Here is a 16,714-nt window from a genome sequence, read left to right as displayed (position 1 = left end):
GGGCACGAATCTGCCCGACAGCGTCAGCAGGTCGCCGATCCTCACGGCGTCGGAATAGGGGGGGATCGTTCTGTCGCCAGAAGGTGATATGGGCTCGATCCGATACGTTGCCGTTATAGGCTAATCTCCCCCGCCATAACGGGCACGCAGTGGCCGTGTAGCGTCGCCATGATCCCGGCCGGCGTGCGCCGTGCATCGACCCGAAGAAGGCTTGGTCGTCCCATCTCCACCCCCTGATGGATGGTGAAGGTCGCTGCTTCCCTCGCCGCGTCGATGGACAGCAGCAGGCACGCGAGCGGGGCGTTGGCGCTGCCGGTCGCCGGATCTTCCCATGTACCAACCAGCGGCGCGAACATGCGGGCGCGCAGCGTATCGCCTTCACGGCTATAGACGTGGACGGAGAAGCGATTGCCTTGCTGCGGATGCGCTGACAGTGCCGCCCGAAAGGCGTCGATGTCCGGCGAGCAACGGGCCAAGGCGTCGGCAGTCAGTTCGGCGATGACGTAGGTGTTGCCGTTCGAGGCGGCGATCGGCGGGTGGGTCGTCGTCACCACATCGCCGGGATTGAGCCGCAGGACGCCGGCGATCAGCTCGGGCGGCAACGTCTCCCCCGTCGTCAGCGGCTGCGGCGTCGTGATGGCCGCGCCGATTGCGGTGCCGGCTTCGTCCCGCGCAATCCGTATGCGAACGAGTCCGGCCGCGATCTCGAACGTCGCCTCGTCTAGGGTGGGGTCGCGGCGGGCGAGAATGAAGGCCGTGCCGACCATCGGATGCCCGGCGAACGTCATCTCGGCTGTCCGGTTGAAGATACGGACGTGCGCCGTGTACGCCGGATCGGAGGGTGGCAGGACGAAGGTGGTCTCGCTCAGATTAAACTCGGCCGCGACCGTCTGCATCGTCAGCGTATCCAGCGTCTCGCCGCCCAAGACCACCGCCAGCGGGTTGCCGCCGAAGCGCATCGTCGTGAACACGTCGGCGGTGAAGAAGGGCAAGGTAGGCATGGCGATCCTGCTACGATTCGCCACATGATTGACAGCCATTCGTTGATTGGCAAACCGACGATCAATGAGCGACACCGATCTTTTCCGGGCCCTCGGCAACGAACGCCGCCTGCAAAACCTCCGTTGGTCGCGAGACCCGGTCGCACAATTCCTGCCGCAGCGCATCGGCGATCTGGTGGAGGATGGCGTGTGCGGTCAGTTCATCGCCGACAAGCTGGGTGTGAACGCCCCGACGCGAGGCGAACATCTGCCGGTGCTACAGGCGAGCGGCCTCGTGACTGCCAAGCGCATCCGGCAAAGGACCTTCCACCGACACGATGATGAGAAGCTCGCCTCGATTGCGTCGATCGTAGAAACGATCTGAAGGAGGTGTCGATGTTCAGCCATGTCACGGTCGGGGTAAGCGACCTCGATCGCGCCGCAGTCTTCTACGATGCGGTGCTGGCACCGTTGGGACTGGTTCAGCGAGACGTAGTGCCGGATGGAGGACCACCGTCACGATGCTGGCATATACCGGGCGTGAACTTGCCTCGCTTCTATACCTATCGGCCGTTCGACGGCCGTCCCTGCTCCGCCGCCAACGGCGGTATGGTGGCGTTCCTGGCTCCTTCGCCCGAAGCCGTCGAAGATGCCTATGCCGGCGGGCTGCGACAGGGCGGCGTGAACGAAGGGCCGCCGGGTCCGCGCCCGCACTATGGCCCCGACTATTTCGGTGCCTACCTGCGCGATCCCGACGGTAACAAGATTCATCTCGTGCATCGCGGGTGAGTTTCGAGAACGGTTTTTCTTCCCATTTCTCGGTCGTTTTTGGGAATGCCGAACGGAAGCGGGGAGGGTCAGCGGCTGCTCCGCCGCCAACGTGAATGAATGGCGGAAGTTGGGGAACCGAAACGAGGCCACGAATGACCGCAATTGGGTCAACCCCGTCGTAGCGCGCCGCTTGGTGTCCGGTGATCATGGTAGATGCAATAGGTAACCCGGCAGCATAAAGTTTGCGCCGGTTGTCGTGAGTCAGCCGCCTGCGATGCGGCGGCACGGGCGGAGATGACAGTCGCCCGAGGGCACGCCCTCTACATGACGGCCGCGCGGGAAGGGCTCCGAGATCGAGAACGTGTGGATCGGCGTGGAAAAGGGACCCCGTTAGCGGGGTGATCGGCGTCGAAAAGGGACCCCTCATCCTGGTGTTCTAGGCTGTTCGCTTGGCGGTGTGTCAGGCGGCGAGATCGGGATGCTGGTATTGGAGACGGTGTTGAGGATCCGGCGCGAGCACGCGTCGGGCAAGGCCATCAAGGCGATAGCGCGGGACCTGCACCTGTCGCGCAAGGTGGTGCGCAAGGCGATCCGGGCGCCGGAAGCGGACATGGGTTATCGGCGAGAGGTGCAGCCGCTGCCGAAGCTGGGGCCGTTTCAGGCGCGACTGGATGCGTTGCTGGAGGAAGATGAGGCACGGCCGCGGCGCGAGAAGCTGCGCCTCACGCGCATCCACGACCTGCTGCTACGCGAGGGGTTCGATGGCTCGTACGACGCGGTTCGCCGTTATGCGGCGCGCTGGCGGCAGGCGCAGCGTCGCGACGTGATGAATGCGCCGGCGTTCATCCCGCTGCTGTTCCGGCCGGGCGAGGCTTACCAGTTCGACTGGAGCCACGAGGACGTCGAGATCTCGGGCAAGCCGATGCGCGTGAAGGTCGCGCATGTCCGGCTGTGCGCGTCGCGGGCAATGTATGTGCGGGCCTATCCCCGCGAGACACAGGAGATGCTGTTCGACGCGCATGCACGGGCGTTTGCTTTCTTCGGAGGCGTGCCGACGCGCGGCATCTACGACAACATGAAGACGGCGGTGACGAGCGTGTTCACCGGCAAGGAGCGGGTCTTCAACCGTCGCTTCCTGGTCATGGCCAACCATTACATGGTCGAGCCGACCGCCTGCTCGCCGGCGTCGGGCTGGGAGAAAGGTCAGGTCGAGAACCAGGTGCAGACCGCACGCGGTCGCTTCTTCCAGCCGCGCCTGCGATTTACCGGCCTCGAGGAGTTGAACGGCTGGCTGGAGGCGGAGTGTCGGCGCTGGGCAGAGTTGCACCAGCATCCCGAGCAGAAGGAGCTGACAGTCGCCCAGGCATGGGCAGCAGAACGGGCGGTGCTCCAGCCTGTTGTCGCACCCTTCGACGGCTTCCACGAGAGCGAGCATGCGGTAAGCGGCACATGCCTCATCAGCTTCGACCGCAACCGCTATTCCGTTTCTGCCAGGGTGGTGCGACGTGCCGTCCAGGTCCGCGCCTATGCCGACCGCATCGTCGTGCGCTGCGACGGTGAAGTCGTCGCCGACCATCCCCGGTTCTTCGGCCGCGACCGGACCATCTACGACCCGTGGCACTATCTGCCGGTGCTGGTGACCAAGCCGGGTGCCCTGCGCAACGGCGCACCGTTCCAGGGCTGGGAGTTGCCGCCTGCGCTGGCACGACTGCGGCGCAAGCTTGGCACCGGCGACGATGCCGACCGGCGGTTCGTGCGGGTGCTGGCAGCGGTGCTCGACGACGGGCTGGAGGCGGTAGAAGTGGCCGTGCGCGAAGCATTGCTGGCCGGCGTCGCCAGCGACGACGTCATCGTCAACATCCTGGCCCGCCGGCGCGAACCGCCGCGACCGCTGACTATTGTCACGCCAGAAGATCTGGCGCTGCGCCATCCGCCCCGTGCCGACTGCAACCGCTATGACAGCCTGCGAGGTCTCCATGCAGCGGCATGAGATGATGACGGCCATGGCCGAGTTGGGGCTGAAGGGCATGGCTGGCGCCTTCGACGAGGCGGTCACTACCGGTCTCCAGCGCAAGCGCACGACCATGGAGGTCCTGACCGACCTGCTGCGTGCCGAGGCGACGCACCGCCATGCAGCCTCGGTCCGTTACCGGATGTCGGCCGCCAGGTTACCCGCGGTGAAGGACCTCGACGCCTTCGTCTTCGGCGACACTCCCATCAACGAGGGACTGGTGCGCTCGCTGTACAGCGGCTCGTTTCTTCCGGGCCAACGCAACGTCGTGCTGGTCGGTGGAACGGGTACCGGCAAGACGCATCTCGCCACCGCCATCACTGCCAATGTGGTACGAGCCGGCGCCCGCGGACGCTACTTCAACACAGTGGACCTGGTGAACCGGCTCGAGGAGGAAACGCGCCTCGGCAAGGCCGGCACGCTGGCGGCCCAGCTTTCGCGCCTCGATCTCGTGGTGCTCGACGAGCTTGGCTACCTGCCGTTTGCACGCTCGGGCGGTCAACTGCTCTTCCACCTCGTCAGCAAGCTCTACGAGAAGACCTCGGTCATCGTCACCACCAACCTGGCCTTTGGTGAGTGGCCGACCGTCTTTGGCGACCCCAAGATGACCACCGCGCTGCTCGACCGCATTACCCACCATTGCGACATCGTCGAAACCGGCAACGACAGCTGGCGCTTCAAACATCGAAGCTGAAGCCTGGGGCACCGGCAGAGAACGCTTCGTGCTGGTTGCGCCTCCGGTCGGGCTACGCCCGCCCTACGCCGCAACCAGCACGAACAGTGCGCCCGTCATACCCGTTACGCTGCTCGACGAAGGGGGTCCCTTTTGCACGCCGATAGGGGGTCCTTTTTGGACGCCGATTGACAGCATATCATCGTCCACCGCGGACAGGGCCTGAGTTGCATGCAGGGCATGGGCGGCGCGCGTGGTGTCGTGGCCGAAAGCCGTATCGATTGGGCTGAGCGGCGCATCGAGGATATACCGAGCCTACCGGACGGTGCGCACCTGACGCAGCTTGCCGTCCGCATCGTTCCGCAGATGCCGCATGACCCCTCCATCCGGGACACGCCCAATGGACAATGAGAAGGGGGTGGGCAATGCCGATCCGTCCTGAAAACCGCAGCCGGTATCCGAAGACGTGGAAGGCGATGGTTGCCGCGGCTGGTGAGCGTAGCGGCGGCCGTTGCGAATGCGACGGGCGGTGTGGCTTAGATCACGAAGGAGGTCGTTGCTCGGCAATCAACGGGCAGCCGCACCCGTCGACCGGATCCAAGGTCGTGCTTACGCTTGCGCATGAGCATGGCGTTCCGCTGGAAGAAACCAGCATCGATCGCATGTTTCACGCCTGCCAACAGTGCCATAACCGGTACGATGCGCCCATGCGCCGCGCCGGTATCCAACAGCGTGCCCGAGAGGCACTCGGCATACAGGACATGTTCGCATGACGCCCATGACCCCCGACGTGCCCGCGATCTGCGCACCCCGCCGCGTGCAGCTATCGCGAAAGAAGGGCTGGCGGATGCCGGCGAATACGGTGTCGGTCGCGCGGCCGACCCGATACGGGAATCAGAATATCGTCGGCATTGACGGCACCGCAGCCGAGTGCGTCGCCAAATTCCGCGCGGATATGTTGGAGGGTCTGAACCAGCCGGAGGGGAGTCTGCACCGGGCGCTATATCGGTCTGCGATCGGCAAGCTGCGTGGCAAGAACCTCGCCTGCTGGTGCGCCTTGGATGCACCGTGCCATGCTGACGTGCTGCTCGAATTGGCGAACGGCCCAGCCCTCCTGAAGGAGCAGCAGCCATGATGCCGCAGCTTCCGCCGTTCGAGTGTGAGGTCGTGCGCGTCCATGACGGGGACGGGCCGCTGTGGTGTAGATCGGGCGAGAAGGTCCGCGTTGCGGGCATCCAGGCGCCAGACTTCGAAGATGCCGCCCCGTGCCGCCGCCCGGCTGCGCGCCGCACGGCATATACCTGCAATGACGTCGCGGCCCGCAGATCGCAGCAGATCGTGTCGCGTCTGACGCTCGGCCGCCGTCTGATCTGCCAGCCGACCGGCCGCAGCTACAGCCGCATCGTGGCACGCTGCACGCTGCCCGACGGCCGCTCGCTCAGCTGCGCGGCGATCGCCGCCGGCGCCGCCGTCCGCTGGGATCGGTACTGGCGCGAATATGGAATGGGGGAGTGCCGCTGATGGGCATGGCGCTGGAGAAGCTGCCGCATTGGCCCGCGGCGATGAGCCGCGACCTGGCGCTGGCCTATACCGGCGTGGCCGATTCGCAGATGCGCGAATGGGAAAGCCGCGGATTGGTGCGGTTCGCCCCACGGGGTCCGCGGGGCGCATCGATCGTGCCGCGCACTGATCTCGACGCGGCGCTCGAACTTCTGTTCGGCGCGGGTGGCGTTAGCGATCCAATCGAGTTCGACGACTGATGGCCCGTCCGTCCGCTACAAAGCGTCCGCCGGGCTGGGTCCGGTTGCCGGCATACGTCAGACCGGTGAAGGCCGCTGGCGGCGCGAAGGCGTATTATTTCGAACTGCCGCCATGGGCGCGCCCGACGCGCAACGCCGACGGCACCACGACCCCCGCGGTTCGCGATGGTCGCCGCCTGTCGATCACCAGCCAGCCGCTCGGCTCCGATCTCGCCGCGGCGATCACCAAGGGCGAAGCGCTGAACCAAGTCCTTGCGACCTGGCGCACGGGCGAGGGCGGGGCGACGCTGGCGAAGGGCACCGTCGGCTGGCTGTTCGCGTGGTATCGTGAGCAGGACCGGTTCAAGAAGAACGCGGCGAAGACGCGCGCCGATTACCGGAAGCTGATGGACATGCTGGCGGCGTTCGAGCCGAAGGCCGGCTCAGCGCCGCTGGGGCAGCGCATGGCGAACCGGGTCGACGCCGGCGTCGCCGATAAGCTCTACAAAAAGCTGCGCGAGCGCGGCGAGCGACAAGCGACCTATGCCATGCAGGTGTGCAGGCTGGTGTGGACCTGGGCGGCGCGACATCACCGCGTCACTGGCGTGAAGGAGAACCCGTTCGCGGGCATGGGACTGAAGAGCACCGCCGCCAAGGGCAACCGCGCCACCACGAGGCCGGAATACGACCTCTACCGGGCCACTGCGCGCGAGATGGGCTATCAATCGATGGCGACCGCCGCCGCGCTCGCGTTCGAATGCTGCCAGCGCGTCTGGGACGTGTTCGGGTTCGAGGATGCCGAGGGCGTGGAGCACCGCGGCATCGCGTGGTCGGGCTATTCGCCTGGCGATCAGATTTCGCTCGTGCAGTCGAAGACCGGCAATGCTGTGGTGTTGCCGCTCATGATCGACGTCGCGGGCGAGGGCGTCCACCTGTACCCCGACCTCGAGGCGGAGCTGGCGCGCACGCCGATCGTCGGCGACACGATCGTCGTCGAGGAGCGCAGCGGCAAGAAATACAAGGAGCGGCGCATGTCGTCGGTCCACCGCGCGATCTGCGACAATGCCGGGCTGCCGAAGGACATGACGTTCACTGGCTTCCGCCATGGCGGCATCACCGAGGTTGGCTCGGTCAGCGCCGACGTGCGGCCAATCTCAGGCCACGCGACGCTCGACGTCACCCGAATCTACAACAAGGCGACAGCTGACAAGGCGCGAGAAATCGCTGCCGCGCGGCGCGCTCACGTCATCAAATTGGGAGAGGATTTGTCGGAAGACCGATCGGAACATGTCGATTAGACATGGCTCCGCCGCTGTGGAAAACGGCTGTTCTCTGCGGTGGAGGGTGGTGGACGCACTTGGGCTCGAACCAAGGACCCGCTGATTAAGAGTCAGCTGCTCTACCAACTGAGCTATGCGTCCATGACCTGGCCTGTTTGGTGGCGCTTTGGAGAGGCGCCGGCCCCGTCGGGAGGCGGCCAATTAGCAGGCGTTTCGGATCGTGCAAACCCTTTTTTGCGTTGCGGCGGATTTTTTCGCTTACCAGCGAACGCGGCGGCGATTTTCGCGGTCGATCGACATCAGAATGCCCAGGCAAAACAGCACGGTAAGCTGGGCAGAACTGCCGAAACTGACCAGGGGCAAGGGAATGCCGACGACCGGTGCCAGGCCCATCACCATCGACAGGTTGATCGCGACGTAGAAGAAGATCGTCGTGGCGAGGCCTGCGGCGGTGAGGCGGGCGAAGCGCGTGTTCGCCTGCTGGCCGACGTTCACGCCCCAGCGGATCACGAGCAGGAAGGCGAGGATCAGCAGGCAGCCGCCGACGAGGCCCCATTCCTCGGCCATCGTTGCGAAGACGAAGTCGGTGTGGCCTTCGGGCAGATAGTCGAGGTGGCTCTGCGTGCCGTTGAGGAAGCCCTTGCCCCACAGCCCGCCCGAACCGATCGCGATCTTGGACTGGCTGATGTGATAGCCGGTGCCGAGGGGGTCGCTTTCGGGATCGAGGAAGATGAGGATGCGATTTCGCTGATAGTCGTGCAGCGCATATTGGAAGGCGAGGGGGCCTGCGACCGCGATTCCGAGCGCGCCACCGACGAACAGGCGCATCGGAACACCCGCCAGGAACATCACCGCGATGCCGCCGCCGGTAACCATCAGTGCGGTGCCGAGATCGGGCTGTTTGGCGATGAGCGCGGCGGGAATGCCGATCAACAGGCAGGCGGGCCAGATCGCGCCGAAGCGCCGCGTCTCGCCCGGCGGCAGCATGTCGTAGAAGCGCGCGCAGGCCAGCACGATGGCGGGCTTCATGAATTCGGACGGTTGCAACTTGATGCCGACGTCGAGCCAGCGCTGGCTACCGCCGCGCACCGCGCCGACCAATTCCACGAGCACCAGCGCGATGACGATCACCACATAAGCGGGCAACGCCGCCGATCGCCAGACGCGTTCGGGCACGTAGGAGACCGCCAGCGCCATGCCGAGGAGGATGAAGAAGCGAATGCCCTGCGACAGCGCCCAAGGTTGTAGGGAGCCGCCTGCGGCGGAATAGAGTACGATCTGGCCGAAGGTGCCGATCGCAATAATCAGCAAAATGACCCGCCAGGGCAGCCGCGCGATCGGATCGGGGATCAGATGGCCACGGCTCACTGCGTGTTGCCCGCAGCGTCGTCGGGGGAGTCGGTATCGCTCGGCACGTCGCCGTTGGCGACGGCGGGGCCCATCGCCGCCTGCGTCGCATTGGCGAGATCGGTCGCCGCCTCCACCGCGTCCGAATCGCTGGGGACGGTGGAATCGGTTTTGGTGGCGTTGGCGGCGGGCTGCGGCGCCTGGGCGGCGCGATAGGCGGCGGCTTCGGCGGCCATGCGCGTCTTGATGTCGCCGCCCCAAGTGGGTTCGACGTCGGCGAGGCTCTTCATCGCGCGGTCGCGATCGAACAGCCACGTCATGATGTCGCGGCCGATCATCGGCGTGTCGAGATTGCGGACGGTGTGGCCATTGTGTTCGAGCACGACCGCGGCGGCGTAGCGGGGATTGTCGGCGGGGGCGAAGCAGACGAACAAAGCGTGGTCGCGCAGCTTGAAGGGCAATTGCCCGTTCTTGAGCACGCCCGCGCGCCGTTCCGCCATGGTGATGCGGCGGACCTGGGCGGTGCCCGTCTTCGCCGCGATGGCGACGCCGGGGATCAGCAGCCGCGCCGCGCCGCCGGTGCCGCCCTGGTTCACCACGCCGTACATCGCGTCGCGCACGATCGCGAGATGCTCCGAAGCGAGCGGCAGCGCCGGTGCGTCGAGGTGGACGTGATGCGAGAGCAGGCTCGGCTGCAACGCGCGCCCCGACGCGAGCCGCGCGGCCATGACGGCAAGCTGCAACGGGTTGGCGAGCACATAGCCCTGGCCGATCGACGCGTTCAAACCGTCGGCGACGGTCCATTTCGTCTTGTATTTCCGCAGCTTCCATTCGGAATCTGGCACCGTGCCGTAACGCTGCGTCGCCAGCGGCAGATCGAACTTCTGCCCCAGCCCCATCATCCGCGCGATCGGGGCGATCTTGTCGTAGCCGACACGGCGGATCATTTCGTAGAAATAGATGTCGCAGCTCTGCTCGATCGCGCCCTTCAGGTCGAGCGGACCGTGGCCCCCGCGCTTGTGGCAGTGGAAGACGCCGGTGCCGACGCGCATCGCGCCCGAGCAGACGACGCGGTCATGCGCGCCGACGCCCGCGGCGAGCAGCGCGAGACCGTTCATCGGCTTCACCGTCGATCCCGGCGGATACAGCCCCTGCGTCACCTTGTTCATCAAGGGGACGTGATCGTTGTCCGACAGCATCTTCCATTCGAGATGGCTGATGCCGTCCGAGAAGCTGTTCGGATCGTAGGCGGGCATCGACACCATCGCCAGCATTTCACCCGTGCGACAGTCGATCACCACCGCCGAGCCCGAATTGGTGCCGAGCCGGCGCGCGGCATATTCCTGCAGCCCGGCGTCGATCGTCAGCTTCTGCGTCTTGCCGGGGACGTCGGCACGGGTGGGCAGTTCGGCGACGACCTTGCCACGTGCGGTGACTTCGACACGCTTCGCGCCCGGCGTGCCGCGGAGTTCACTTTCCAGCTGCTTTTCAAGGCCATCCTTGCCGAGCTTGAAACCCGGTGTGACGAGCAGGGGGTCGTGCGTCTTCTTATACTGTTCGGCGTTCGCCGCGCCGACATAGCCGGTCAGGTGCGCGACCGCAGCGCCGGCGGGATAGTTGCGCGCAAAGCCGCGCGTCGGCGCGACGCCGGGCAGTTCGGGCTGGCGCAGGCTGATCGCGGCGAAGCGATCCCAGCTGATGTTTTCCGCCACCTGCACCGGCTGGAAGCCCGCCGCCCCCTTCAAGTCGATGCGAATCCGCTCGACCTCGTCGGGCGGCAGGTCGAGCAGCGTGGCGAGCCGGGCGAGCACGCGGTCGCGACCCGCATCGCCGCCCTCCAGCCGATCGGGGATGATATCGACACGGAAATCGGTGCGATTGTCGGCGATGGCGGCGCCATGACGATCGACGATCCAGCCGCGCCGCGGGGGGATCATCGTCAGGTTGACGCGGTTGCTTTCGGCCAGAAGGTTGTACTTCTCGTTCTGGGCGATCGCGAGATAGCCCATGCGGCCGGCGAGCATGACGCCGACCGCGCCCTGCGCGGTGCCGAGCAGCCACGCCCGGCGCGAGAAGCTGTATGCCTGCATCGCTTCGGTGACGATCCGGGAGGAACGCTTCACGCGGTCGGCCCTCGCTTGCGATCGATCCAGGCGACCAGACGGGCCGACAGGGGGAACAGCATCACGGAGATCATGGTCTGTGCCAATAGCACAGTATCGACGTGCGCGCCGATGGGAACCGCGATCCAGCGGCCGATTGCGGTGCAAAAAACGATCGCGCCGCTGGCGATCAGCCAGTCCTGCCAGAAATCGCGGGTGACGAGGCGCTGCTCGATCAATTCGATCGCGATAAAGCAGAGCGACCACAACAGCATTGCCGACCCCAGTGGCTGACCGCTCACCAGATCGTCGAACAGGCCGAGCGGCGCCGCGGCCCAGGGGCGCAGTGCGAAGCGCGCGAGCAGGCGCCAGCTGAGCAGCAGGATCAGCCCCAGCGGCGGCATCAGCGGCAGGCTGGCGACCACCGGCACGATGGCGGTCAGCGTCGATGCCGCCAATACGCTGACCCAGGGGAGCGCGCGGGCCCGCCCGGGGGGCAGCGGCGCCTGGAAGGGCCGATAGTCGATCGAATTGCGCGTCGTCACCGGATCACGGCACCGCCGGGCGGGCCGGCGGGGGCGGCGGCATCGGGACGTAGGGGCGCTCGACCACCGCGAAATCCAGCGCATCGGGCGCCATGAACGGCGTTGCGACAACGCTGTCCATGCCGTTGCGATCGACCTGCGCCACCGGAACGCCGGGCGCGTACAGGCCGCCCGTGCCCGAGGTCACGAACATGTCGCCACGGTTGAAGCGCACGTTGGTCGCGTCGACCGAGCGGATATCGACGCGCCCGTCGCCGCGGCCCGCCGCGATCGCGGCGACGCCGTCGCGGGTGCGGCGGACGGGGACGAGGCTTTCCGGATCGGTGATCAGCAGCACGCGCGCGGCGATCGGCCCGGATTCGAGGACGCGGCCGACGAGGCCATCCGGCCCGCGCACCGGCATGCCGGGCTGCACGCCCTGCAAGCGCCCGGCGTTGAGCAGCGCGAAGCGTCGCCCGCTGCTGGCGGTCGATCCGACGAGGCGCGCGGCTATGACGACTTCCGGCGTGCGGTCGCGGACGCGCAGCAGCGCGCGCAGGCGGCGGTTGTCATAGGCGATGATCCGCGCGCGGGTGAGCAGTGCGCGGCTGCGCGCGACTTCGGCGCGAAGCTGCGCATTCTCGCCATGCACGCCGATCCACGTGCCGATCGCGCGCGGCACGGAGGCGACGGCATCCACCCCCGCGTCGAGTACGCCGGCGATCGGTGCGGTGACGCTCGCCACCGCCATGCGCGCCGTGCCGAACGCCGGCGGGTGGACCGTTGACACGACGAGCAACACGGCCCCCACCACCGCGCCCGCCACCGCGAGCACGTAGCCGATGAACGTCGAATATTGCCGTCGCCGCGAAAAACCGGTGCGACGGTCGCGGGCAGGCGCCATGCGCCGGGTCCCCCGTCCTGTAAGTGTGGGTCAGCCGTTACGTCGTTGCGGGCGCTCAGCCGGTTTGCAGCACGCCGCGGAACATCGGATCCTCCAGCGCGCGGCCGGTGCCGAGCGCGACGCAGGTCAGCGGGTCCTCGGCGACGGTCACCGGCAGGCCGGTCTCGTCGCGCAGCACCTCGTCGAGCCCTTCGAGCAGCGCGCCGCCGCCGGTCAGCACGATGCCCTGGTCGACGATGTCCGCCGCCAGTTCCGGCGCGGTGTTTTCCAGCGCGACGCGCACGCCCTCGACGATCGTTGCGACCGGCTCGCTCAGGGCTTCGGCGATCTGGCCCTGGTTGATCTGGATCTCCTTGGGCACGCCGTTGACGAGGTCGCGGCCCTTGATGTGGATGATCTTGCCGATGCCGTCGACCGGCGGGCGGGCGATGCCGACTTCCTGCTTGATGCGTTCGGCGGTGGCTTCGCCGATCAGCAGGTTGTGGTTGCGGCGGACGTAACTGACGATCGCTTCGTCCATCTTGTCGCCGCCGACGCGCACCGAGGTGGTGTAGGCGAGACCGCGCAAGCTGAGCACGGCGACTTCGGTGGTGCCGCCGCCGATGTCGACGACCATGCTGCCGATCGGTTCGGTGACGGGCATGTCGGCGCCGATCGCGGCCGCCATCGGCTCTTCGATCAGATAGACCTGGCTGGCGCCGGCGTTCGACGCGGCGTCGCGGATCGCGCGGCGTTCGACCTTGGTCGAGCCCGACGGCACGCAGATCACGATTTCCGGCCAACGCGCGAACTTGCGGGGGCCGTGGACCTTGCGGATGAAGTGCTTGATCATCTCTTCGGCGACGTCGATGTCGGCGATGACGCCATCGCGCAGCGGGCGGATCGCCTCGATCGACCCGGGGGTCTTGCCCATCATCAGCTTGGCGTCGTCACCGACCGCCTTCACCCGCTTGACGCCGTTGATCGTCTCGACCGCGACGACCGACGGCTCGTTGAGCACGATGCCGCGCCCGCGGACGTACACCAGCGTATTCGCGGTGCCGAGATCGATCGCCATGTCGTGGGACATGAATTTGAAGAAGCGGGGGAGAGCCATGGAGCGCAGGGTTCCGTGTTCGGGACGCACAAAAAGTACCGCTTCATCCGTCGCAGGCCGTGTCGGCCAGGAGGTTCGTCACGTCTTGCGTAGGGCTCGCGGGATGCGTCCGCTTGGTATAGAGCTTGCGCAGTGTCAATACGCCGTCTGCCCGAACATCTCGTCAACCGCATCGCCGCCGGTGAAGTGGTGGAAAGGCCCGCCAGCGCGTTGAAGGAGCTGGTCGAAAACGCCATCGACGCCGGTGCGAATCGCATCGCGGTGATGCTGGCGAACGGCGGGCTCGCGCGGATCGAGGTGGTCGACGACGGCTGTGGCATGGCCCCGGCCGACATGGCGCTGGCGCTCGAACGGCATGCGACGTCGAAGCTGCCCGACGAAGCCATTGAAAATGTGACGACCATGGGCTTTCGCGGCGAGGCCTTGCCCTCGATCGCCAGTGTCGCGCGGCTGACGATCGAAAGCCGCGTCCGCGGCGCGGAGGGCTGGGCGCGGACGGTCGACAATGGCGTCGTCGCGCGCGAAGGCCCCGCCGCCTTGCCGCCGGGGACGCGCGTGATCGTCGAGGATCTGTTCGGGCGCGTGCCGGCGCGGCGCAAGTTCCTGCGCTCGCCCCGCGCCGAATATGCCGCCTGTCTCGATACGGTACGCCGGCTGGCGATGGCGCGGCCCGATATCGCCTTCACGCTGGAGCATGACGGCCGCCGCGCGCTCGCCGCGATGCTGGCCGAGGACCGGCCGGCGCGCGTCGCCGGGCTGACCGACCGGGCGCTCGCCGACAATGCGGTGACGATCGATCTGGAGCGGCCGACCGATTCGGGGCCGATCGTGCTGGGCGGGGTGGCGAGCATCCCGACCTACAATCGCGGTGTCGCCGACCACCAATATCTGTTCGTCAATGGTCGCCCCGTGCGCGATCGCCTGCTGATGGGCGCGATCCGCGGTGCCTATGCCGAGATGCTGCCGCGTGATCGGCATGCCGTGGTGGCGCTGTTCCTCGACGTACCGCCGGCGGAGGTGGACGTGAACGTCCATCCCGCGAAGACCGAGGTGCGCTTTCGCGATCCCGCGATGGTGCGCGGCATGATCGTGTCGGGGCTGCGGCGGGCGCTGGATGCGGCCGGGCACCGCAGCGTGCAGCGGCCGGCGGAGGATGCGCTGGCGATGTGGCGGCCGGAGCCGGTCGTGCCCCATCCCACGCGCGATGTTGCGGGCGAGGCGTGGGCCGCGCCGGCGATGGAGGGTGGCGCGTACGGAGCGGCGGACGGCGCGGGGCTGTTCGCGCAGCGCTACGTCAACGATGCCCGCCCCACGTTCGTCACGCCGCCCCCCGCCGCACGCGCCGAGCCGGCCTATGCGCTGCCGCCGTCGACCGTCGCCCACCCGCTGGGCGTCGCGCGCGGTCAGGTGGCGCGGACCTATATCGTCGCGGAAGCGGAGGATGGGCTGGTGCTCGTCGACCAGCATGCCGCGCATGAGCGGCTGGTGCTCGAACGCATGCGTGCGGGACTGGCCGGTGGACGGGTGGCGGCACAGGCGCTGCTGATCCCCGAAGTGGTCGAGCTGGACGAGCCTGCCTGCGACCGCCTCGAATCGCGGATCGGCGAACTCGCCGAACTGGGGCTGGAACTGGAGCGGTTCGGGCCGACGGCGATGCTGGTGCGCGCGACGCCGGCCTTGCTGGGTCAGGCCGATCCGTCCGGACTCATCACCGATCTGGCGGACGAGCTCGCCGCGTTTGACGAGGCGCTGTCGCTACGCGAGCGGCTGGATGCGGTGGCCGGTACGATGGCCTGCCATGGGTCGGTGCGGGCGGGCAGGGTGCTCGGCGTCGCCGAGATGAATGCGCTGTTGCGCGAGATGGAGGCTACGCCGCACTCGGGCCAATGTAACCATGGTCGGCCGACATGGGTGAAGCTGGCGCATGGCGATATTGAGCGTCTGTTCGGTCGTCGCTGAACAGCCAGGCTTCCGCTTCCGCACGGCTGAAGAAATGGGCGACGCCCTCGCGATCGGGCGGGTTGAGGCGTTTGGCTTGATGGCGGGACAGCGACATGCCGACGACCATGGCGAGCCGGCGGCCTTGGCGCACCGGATCGCGCACGATGGTGGTGAAGGCGTTGACGACATCCTGCGACTGGATGCTCATGTCCGAAATATCGCAGAGCGTCAGATGCGCATTGGGCGCGCAGCGCAGAAGGGCATGCGCCTGCGCCCATTCGCGATCGAAGGCGGCGACGTCGGGTAACAGGAAGAATCCCGCCAAAGTGATGTAGGTGACACCCCGGGCGGTATCCGGTTCCACGCGAAATCGAGCAGGAGAATGCAGACCCATGAATGTGTCCATATCGGTGCGGACTTTCATGGACGTTAATGCCCCGGGTTAAAGGAACATGACTCGCCTGTGACACCGGGGCGGCGGCCGTTCACGAACACGCAACCTTTGCATCGGGTGCGCATTGGGCATTGGGAATCGCAAGGACCTGATGATGAAGCAGATTTTTCCCGTCGTTCTGGCCCTGATCCCGCTGGCGGCGGTCGTGAGCGCCTGCGTGACCTGCCCCTGAGCTTTCGATCGCCAGACCTGCCGACGGTACGTCGGACGCACGAAAAAGGGCCGCCCGGTACGTACCGGACGGCCCTTTTTCTTGGATCGGCGATAGCCGACGCGGGGGATTAGCCCTGCGCCTGCTCCGTTTCGGCGCGATCGTCGCTCTGCACTTCGGCAGTGGCGCCCGGCTCGGCGTTGGGATCGTAATCCTCGGTGAAGCCGGCTTCGTCACGCTCGAACATCGATGCCATGACATCGACGCCCGACGCCTGCATCTCGGCCTCTTCAGGCGAGCGGGCGACGTTGACCTTGACGGTCACGGCGACTTCCGGGTGCAGCGCGACGCGCACGTCGTACAGGCCGATCGACTTGATCGGCTTGTCGAGCACGATCTGGCTCTTGGTCACCTTGTGGCCGTCGGCGACCAGCGCCTCGACCAGGTCGCGCACCGCGACCGAGCCGTACAGCTGGCCGGTGTTCGACGCCTGACGGATCAGCGTGACCGACACGTCCTTGAAGTTGACCGCTTCCTTCTCGGCTTCGCCGCGACGGTTCGCGTTTTCCGATTCGATGCGGGCGCGGTTCGCCTCGAACACCTTGCGGTTGGCTTCGTTGGCGCGCAGCGCCTTCTTGTTCGGCAGCAGGAAGTTACGGGCGAAACCGTCCTTCACCTTCACTACGTCGCCGATGGCGCCGAGCTTCTCGACGCGCTCAAGCAGAATGACGTCCATGGATC

Annotated in this window: 19 protein-coding genes and 1 tRNA gene; 11 read left to right on the top strand and 9 right to left on the bottom strand. The window is 66.8% G+C overall.

Annotation, left to right across the window (positions count from 1 at the left end):
- Positions 1-113: 113 nt before the first annotated feature.
- Entirely contained in the window at positions 114-1,040 is a 927-nt protein-coding gene (locus A7E77_RS00645) for a PhzF family phenazine biosynthesis protein (RefSeq protein WP_226341789.1), read from the bottom strand.
- Positions 1,041-1,065: 25 nt separating this feature from the next.
- Between A7E77_RS00645 and A7E77_RS00640 the strand changes: the two genes are divergently transcribed.
- The 10 genes from A7E77_RS00640 to A7E77_RS00600 all read left to right on the top strand — a co-directional run bounded on the left by A7E77_RS00640 (position 1,066) and on the right by A7E77_RS00600 (position 7,472).
- Complete coding sequence (locus tag A7E77_RS00640) at positions 1,066-1,365, top strand: ArsR/SmtB family transcription factor (protein WP_063685162.1); 300 nt, start codon at positions 1,066-1,068, stop codon at positions 1,363-1,365.
- An 11-nt stretch (positions 1,366-1,376) separates the two neighbouring features.
- The gene (locus A7E77_RS00635; RefSeq protein WP_063685160.1) at positions 1,377-1,769 is read left to right on the top strand and encodes a VOC family protein; all 393 of its coding nucleotides are present in this window, start codon (positions 1,377-1,379) and stop codon (positions 1,767-1,769) included.
- A gap of 460 nt (positions 1,770-2,229) precedes the next feature.
- Positions 2,230-3,741, top strand: a complete 1,512-nt coding sequence (gene istA / locus A7E77_RS00630; protein ID WP_078462179.1) for an IS21 family transposase — start codon at positions 2,230-2,232, stop codon at positions 3,739-3,741.
- Positions 3,728-4,456, top strand: coding sequence for an IS21-like element helper ATPase IstB (istB, locus tag A7E77_RS00625; RefSeq protein ID WP_062127353.1), 729 nt, complete (start codon positions 3,728-3,730; stop codon positions 4,454-4,456). Before istA ends, istB begins: the two co-directional genes overlap by 14 nt.
- Positions 4,457-4,666: 210 nt before the next feature.
- A complete protein-coding gene (locus tag A7E77_RS00620; RefSeq protein WP_063685158.1) occupies positions 4,667-4,846 on the top strand; it encodes a hypothetical protein in 180 nt (59 codons plus the stop codon).
- Between the two features lie 14 nt (positions 4,847-4,860).
- Positions 4,861-5,208: a hypothetical protein gene (locus tag A7E77_RS17590; protein WP_151895436.1), complete on the top strand. Its 348-nt coding sequence runs from the start codon at positions 4,861-4,863 to the stop codon at positions 5,206-5,208.
- Positions 5,205-5,570 carry a DUF4326 domain-containing protein gene (locus A7E77_RS00615; protein WP_226341788.1) on the top strand — a complete coding sequence of 122 codons (366 nt, stop codon included), beginning with the start codon at positions 5,205-5,207 and terminating at the stop codon, positions 5,568-5,570. Before A7E77_RS17590 ends, A7E77_RS00615 begins: the two co-directional genes overlap by 4 nt.
- Complete coding sequence (locus A7E77_RS00610; RefSeq protein ID WP_226341787.1) at positions 5,567-5,956, top strand: thermonuclease family protein; 390 nt, start codon at positions 5,567-5,569, stop codon at positions 5,954-5,956. Before A7E77_RS00615 ends, A7E77_RS00610 begins: the two co-directional genes overlap by 4 nt.
- Positions 5,956-6,195 carry a hypothetical protein gene (locus A7E77_RS00605; RefSeq protein ID WP_063689587.1) on the top strand — a complete coding sequence of 80 codons (240 nt, stop codon included), beginning with the start codon at positions 5,956-5,958 and terminating at the stop codon, positions 6,193-6,195. The genes A7E77_RS00610 and A7E77_RS00605 overlap by 1 nt, the downstream gene beginning before the upstream one ends.
- Before the next feature lie 65 nt (positions 6,196-6,260).
- Positions 6,261-7,472: a hypothetical protein gene (locus A7E77_RS00600; protein WP_226341786.1), complete on the top strand. Its 1,212-nt coding sequence runs from the start codon at positions 6,261-6,263 to the stop codon at positions 7,470-7,472.
- Between the two features lie 47 nt (positions 7,473-7,519).
- Here A7E77_RS00600 and A7E77_RS00595 read toward each other — a convergent pair.
- From A7E77_RS00595 to A7E77_RS00570, 6 genes are all read right to left on the bottom strand, one after another.
- A tRNA-Lys gene (locus A7E77_RS00595) sits at positions 7,520-7,595 on the bottom strand.
- Between the two features lie 117 nt (positions 7,596-7,712).
- Complete coding sequence (gene rodA / locus A7E77_RS00590; RefSeq protein WP_063685152.1) at positions 7,713-8,822, bottom strand: rod shape-determining protein RodA; 1,110 nt, start codon at positions 8,820-8,822, stop codon at positions 7,713-7,715.
- On the bottom strand, positions 8,819-10,924 hold the full coding sequence (mrdA, locus tag A7E77_RS00585; protein ID WP_017979041.1) for a penicillin-binding protein 2: 2,106 nt from the start codon (positions 10,922-10,924) through the stop codon (positions 8,819-8,821). Before mrdA ends, rodA begins: the two co-directional genes overlap by 4 nt.
- Positions 10,921-11,448: a rod shape-determining protein MreD gene (gene mreD, locus A7E77_RS00580; protein WP_017979040.1), complete on the bottom strand. Its 528-nt coding sequence runs from the start codon at positions 11,446-11,448 to the stop codon at positions 10,921-10,923. The genes mrdA and mreD overlap by 4 nt, the downstream gene beginning before the upstream one ends.
- A gap of 4 nt (positions 11,449-11,452) precedes the next feature.
- On the bottom strand, positions 11,453-12,331 hold the full coding sequence (gene mreC, locus A7E77_RS00575) for a rod shape-determining protein MreC (protein WP_063685150.1): 879 nt from the start codon (positions 12,329-12,331) through the stop codon (positions 11,453-11,455).
- Between the two features lie 55 nt (positions 12,332-12,386).
- The gene (locus A7E77_RS00570) at positions 12,387-13,427 is read right to left on the bottom strand and encodes a rod shape-determining protein (RefSeq protein WP_018250722.1); all 1,041 of its coding nucleotides are present in this window, start codon (positions 13,425-13,427) and stop codon (positions 12,387-12,389) included.
- A gap of 132 nt (positions 13,428-13,559) precedes the next feature.
- Here A7E77_RS00570 and mutL point away from each other — a divergent pair, with 132 nt between their 5' ends.
- The gene (gene mutL / locus A7E77_RS00565) at positions 13,560-15,386 is read left to right on the top strand and encodes a DNA mismatch repair endonuclease MutL (RefSeq protein WP_063685148.1); all 1,827 of its coding nucleotides are present in this window, start codon (positions 13,560-13,562) and stop codon (positions 15,384-15,386) included.
- Here the strand turns inward: mutL and A7E77_RS17835 are convergent.
- Together A7E77_RS17835 and rplI are read right to left on the bottom strand one after the other, a co-directional pair.
- On the bottom strand, positions 15,295-15,792 hold the full coding sequence (locus tag A7E77_RS17835; protein ID WP_192929999.1) for a hypothetical protein: 498 nt from the start codon (positions 15,790-15,792) through the stop codon (positions 15,295-15,297). The genes mutL and A7E77_RS17835 overlap by 92 nt on opposite strands.
- A gap of 311 nt (positions 15,793-16,103) precedes the next feature.
- Complete coding sequence (rplI, locus tag A7E77_RS00555) at positions 16,104-16,709, bottom strand: 50S ribosomal protein L9 (protein ID WP_017979034.1); 606 nt, start codon at positions 16,707-16,709, stop codon at positions 16,104-16,106.
- Positions 16,710-16,714: the final 5 nt, after the last annotated feature.

It is taken from the genome of Sphingomonas sp. NIC1 (genome assembly GCF_001638925.1).
Classification (GTDB): domain Bacteria; phylum Pseudomonadota; class Alphaproteobacteria; order Sphingomonadales; family Sphingomonadaceae; genus Sphingomonas; species Sphingomonas aquatilis.
This window is presented reverse-complemented; position numbering and strand designations above follow the sequence as displayed.